At 65.5% G+C, this 3,619-nt stretch carries 5 protein-coding genes; 2 read left to right on the forward strand and 3 right to left on the reverse strand.

Going from position 1 to position 3,619, the window contains the following annotated elements:
* The first annotated feature begins 2 nt into the window (after positions 1-2).
* Positions 3-620 carry a GcrA cell cycle regulator gene (locus EN964_RS28750; RefSeq protein ID WP_127277025.1) on the forward strand — a complete coding sequence of 206 codons (618 nt, stop codon included), beginning with the start codon at positions 3-5 and terminating at the stop codon, positions 618-620.
* A gap of 246 nt (positions 621-866) precedes the next feature.
* Here EN964_RS28750 and EN964_RS28755 read toward each other — a convergent pair whose 3' ends face one another.
* Both EN964_RS28755 and EN964_RS28760 read right to left on the reverse strand, forming a co-directional pair.
* On the reverse strand, positions 867-1,175 hold the full coding sequence (locus tag EN964_RS28755) for a DUF982 domain-containing protein (protein WP_164749149.1): 309 nt from the start codon (positions 1,173-1,175) through the stop codon (positions 867-869).
* Between the two features lie 108 nt (positions 1,176-1,283).
* Positions 1,284-1,565 (reverse strand): DUF982 domain-containing protein, encoded by a 282-nt coding sequence (locus EN964_RS28760; RefSeq protein WP_127268742.1) that lies wholly within the window; start codon positions 1,563-1,565, stop codon positions 1,284-1,286.
* A gap of 243 nt (positions 1,566-1,808) precedes the next feature.
* Here EN964_RS28760 and EN964_RS28765 point away from each other — a divergent pair, with 243 nt between their 5' ends.
* Entirely contained in the window at positions 1,809-2,402 is a 594-nt protein-coding gene (locus EN964_RS28765) for a DUF6456 domain-containing protein (protein WP_127268743.1), read from the forward strand.
* Between the two features lie 110 nt (positions 2,403-2,512).
* Here EN964_RS28765 and EN964_RS28770 read toward each other — a convergent pair.
* Positions 2,513-3,619, reverse strand: a 1,107-nt coding sequence (locus EN964_RS28770; RefSeq protein ID WP_281059578.1) for an SGNH hydrolase domain-containing protein, incomplete at its 5' end; no start/stop codon positions are given.

Raw genomic sequence — 3,619 nt, forward strand, 5'->3', positions numbered from 1 at the left:
AGATCGGCCGCTGGCTGAAGGACGGGCTTTCAGCCTCCAGGATTGCAGTCGCGTTCAGCGCGTTGCGCGGCAGCCCGGTGTCGCGCGACGCCATCATCGGCATCGTGCACCGCAACGCCATGCTGGGCGCGATCGGTTTTGCCAATGGCAAGGGGCCGCCGCCGCGAGCCAGACAGGCGGTGGGCAAGCGCGCTGAAAGCAAGCGGGCGACTGGCGCCCCGGGGACTGCGACGCCTGTCGTCGGCAAGATGCATGGCGTGCTTGCCGCCAAGGACATCCCCGCGCGTGAAGTGGCCCGGCCCAGGCGCCATTCGTTCGTGCGCGAGGTAGGCGTGCTGATCGCTGACGGCGTAGCCTATCGCCTGGAGACGCCGGCGCCGCCGCGCGCGGCCATCGGCCGGCAGCCGCATGGCGTGGCGATGCGTTTCATCGATTGCCTGTTTTCACGCTGCCGCGCGCCGCTGGATCTGACGGTGGAGGAGGATTCTGAAAACGATGCGCCAGGCAGCCGGCCGGGCGCCGACATGCTGTGCTGCGGCATGCGCACCAGGGCGCTGAAAAGCTATTGCACCTACCATCAGGCGCGCTTCCAGCGCCGCGTATTTGTGGCGACGGGGTGAGGCTTGGTCTCTTCTCCCCGTTCACGGGGAGAAGGTGCCGGCAGGCGGATGAGGGGCAGCGCTGACGAGGCAGGATTGAAAGCTGACATGAAATTCAAGCATCCGATTCAGATGCCACTTACCGAAGCGCTGGCGCCGCCCCTCATTGCCCTGCCGGGCGTTCGCTGTTCGAAAAGCCAAGCAATTGGCTTTTCGTCCGCTGCGCGGACCACACCTCACCGTGAACGGGGAGAAAGAAGCAAAACCTTATTTCGGCATTTGCCGGCCTTGCTTGGGCGTGCGGCTCTGCATGCTCCTTGCGTCCATCGCCATCGCCGGGTTGCCCTCGTCGACCAATATGCCGGTCACCCGGGCAAAGCCGGTAAACACCTTCATGGCGTCGGCTTCGGAAATCTGCGCGGCGATCGCCGCGCTGCAGGCGTTCAGCGCACTGCGGTAGACATGGCCGCGTCGCTCGAGCGGCCAACGCTGCAGAAAATCGGCGGCTTCGCTGACGCTGTCGATCTCTTCGATCTCATCTTCCACCCGCACTTTGAGCGGCACTCCGGTTTTCATCGTACCCACGGCGTTCACCTTCGCTTTGCGCGCGGCTCCAACTACCGCATCGATAAACGCGCCCCGCTGGCGGCCGGTTGCATCAATTTTTCGGCCGGCGCGCGATCCTCATGGGCTAGCCACCGCGTTCAGCCAGTCATGGGCGCGGCTTTTGGGCCTGGCCACCAGTATGTTCTGTTGCTTGGCCGCCCTGGTGAAGGCGTCGAACGCAATGCGCTGGCAGCAGATGCCTTCGACGGCGAGCGTAACCAGCCGCGTCGCCTCGAGATAACCAGGTGCTGTCTTGTCGGGCCATTGGTGGCGCAATGCCTCGGCTGCGCCGGCCACCGAACTGACCAGCATGGTTTTGTTATCGCAAAAGCGCACGGTAACCGGCATGAAGGCTGTCATCGGCGAACCTCCCCTTGGCATGGACGCGACATAACGTCGAAAGCTCGCGCCGGTTCCATCAGCCTGGATGCCGGGCGGCAAGGATGCTGGCGCAGCGGCGAGGAGGCGACGACCTCCGATTCAACGAAGGCCAACCGAACGGCGGCTCTCTCCGCCCTGCCGACCATGTGGGGAGATGCCCAACAGCGCGAAGGATCGCCGCTTTGCCGTTCTCCATCATCCCGAGCCAACCAGGAGCCTCCCATGAGCAAAAGGACCAGACCCGTCAAACCGCAGGCGCCGAAATTGCCGAAGGGCGAGGCCGAGCAGGTGCGCATACGCCGCGAGATCGGCCATGATTTCGCGCTCAGGGATGACGCCTTCGGCCGCAAGCGGCTGGCGGCGGGCACGCTGGAGGCTGCTCGTGTCTACGAGGTGTCGAATGACGGCTACGCCGCCACCGGCGGCATCGTGCGGGTGCGCGCCATCGATGCGCTTATCGGCATCACCTCGCTGTCGCGCCAGCAGCGCGAGGCAGGTCTGCGCTACCGCGAGGATTTCCGCTGCAGCCAGCAGGCTGATGTCAAGCCGATGCGCTGGACCGAGCGCGTCGACGGCGGCCGCGATGGCGGCGGCATCGCCGACAGTGTGCTCGACGCCGGCAGGGCCTATGCCGCCGCCACAAGAGCGCTAGGCCATTGGGAGGTGGCCGCCGTGGTGCGACAAGTCTGCTGCGCGGACGGTTCCCTCAAGCGCCTGTCCGAGCAGACCGGCGAAGGCCGGAACGTGGTGACGAAGCTCCTGAAGGTGGGGCTGGATTTGTTGGCAGTGCATTACGGGATGATGATGAGGCGGTGAGGGGTGAAATGGATCCGACCGGCGATGCCTGCCGGATCGGTGATCAAGCCCGTTCCACAGATTCGCAAGATGTGATGAACAATGCGGACCGGGCGCAGATACCCAGGCGCCTAAAACAAGGCCCGCTCCAATGGCCCCGCCAGTGTCTCGGCAAAGCCCGTCGCCAGATGGTGCCTGTCACGAAACGCCAGCTTGCCTGATATGACGACGTGGCAGGTGGTCGGGCCGCAGAATTGGTTGGTGAGGTCGATGTAGCGGGTGTCGGGCACGCTGGTCACCACGGCGCGCTCGGCGGCGGCGGTGCTATCGTTGGCGGCTTCGGCTCTTGGCGTGTCGCAGTGCGGCGAGGGTGCCTCGCGCCACCACAGGGTGCGCGCCACGCAGGAGCCGGCGAAGCTGGCGTTGATCGGCGTGTCGCGGATAACAGCCGTCTCGACACCGGCCCGGCTGAAGGCCTGCAAGGTCGAGCGCAGGCCGGCCTGCCAGCGCGCTACTTCAGCGGTGCGTTCGGCCGCGGGCAGGTCACGGATCAGATTGCCGATGGAAAATTCGGAGATCACCACCAGGCGCGGCTTGTGGCGGATGATCTCTGATATGGCCTGCTCGCGCCAGGCGTCGCATTCGGTGTAGTCGCGCTTCAGCACCGTGTTGAAGGTGGAGAGCCGCGAAGCGCGGCACGATGATTTGAGATAGGTGATGATCTTTGTGTCGTTGCGCCTGGCTGCTTCGATCAGCGGCGTCGACCACTGGTCGGCGTGCGAATCGCCGAACAGCACGATGGTGCGGGTGGCGTCGGCCGGGCCGAACATGCAGGGTTTCGGCGTCACCGTTTGGAAGTCGGCCAGGCAGTTCTTGTCGACAGCTCGCGCGATGGAAGGTCTTTCGACCGCCTGCTCGATGCCGCGCTGCTCGGGGCCGATATTGCGCGTGGCCAGATGCGCGTTGGCATAGGCGACCGCCACGCCGGTGCCGGTCAGCATCAGCGCGGGAACCAGCACAAGGCCGGGAAAAGCGCGAAGCGGTTTTGCGCCTGGAATGGCCTTGGGAAAGGCGCGGGCGCCTACCGCCATCCAGGCGCCGCGCCGCGCCGGGTCTTCGATCAAATGATAGGTGAGCACCGACAGCGCGAGCGCCAGCACGCCACAGCCAAGGCGCTGCGGCACGGAAAGCTCCGGCGCCAGCATCCCGGCATAGACGATGACCGGCCAATGCCAGAG

The sequence above is a fragment of the Mesorhizobium sp. M7A.F.Ca.CA.001.10.2.1 genome, assembly GCF_003998575.1.
GTDB lineage: Bacteria > Pseudomonadota > Alphaproteobacteria > Rhizobiales > Rhizobiaceae > Mesorhizobium.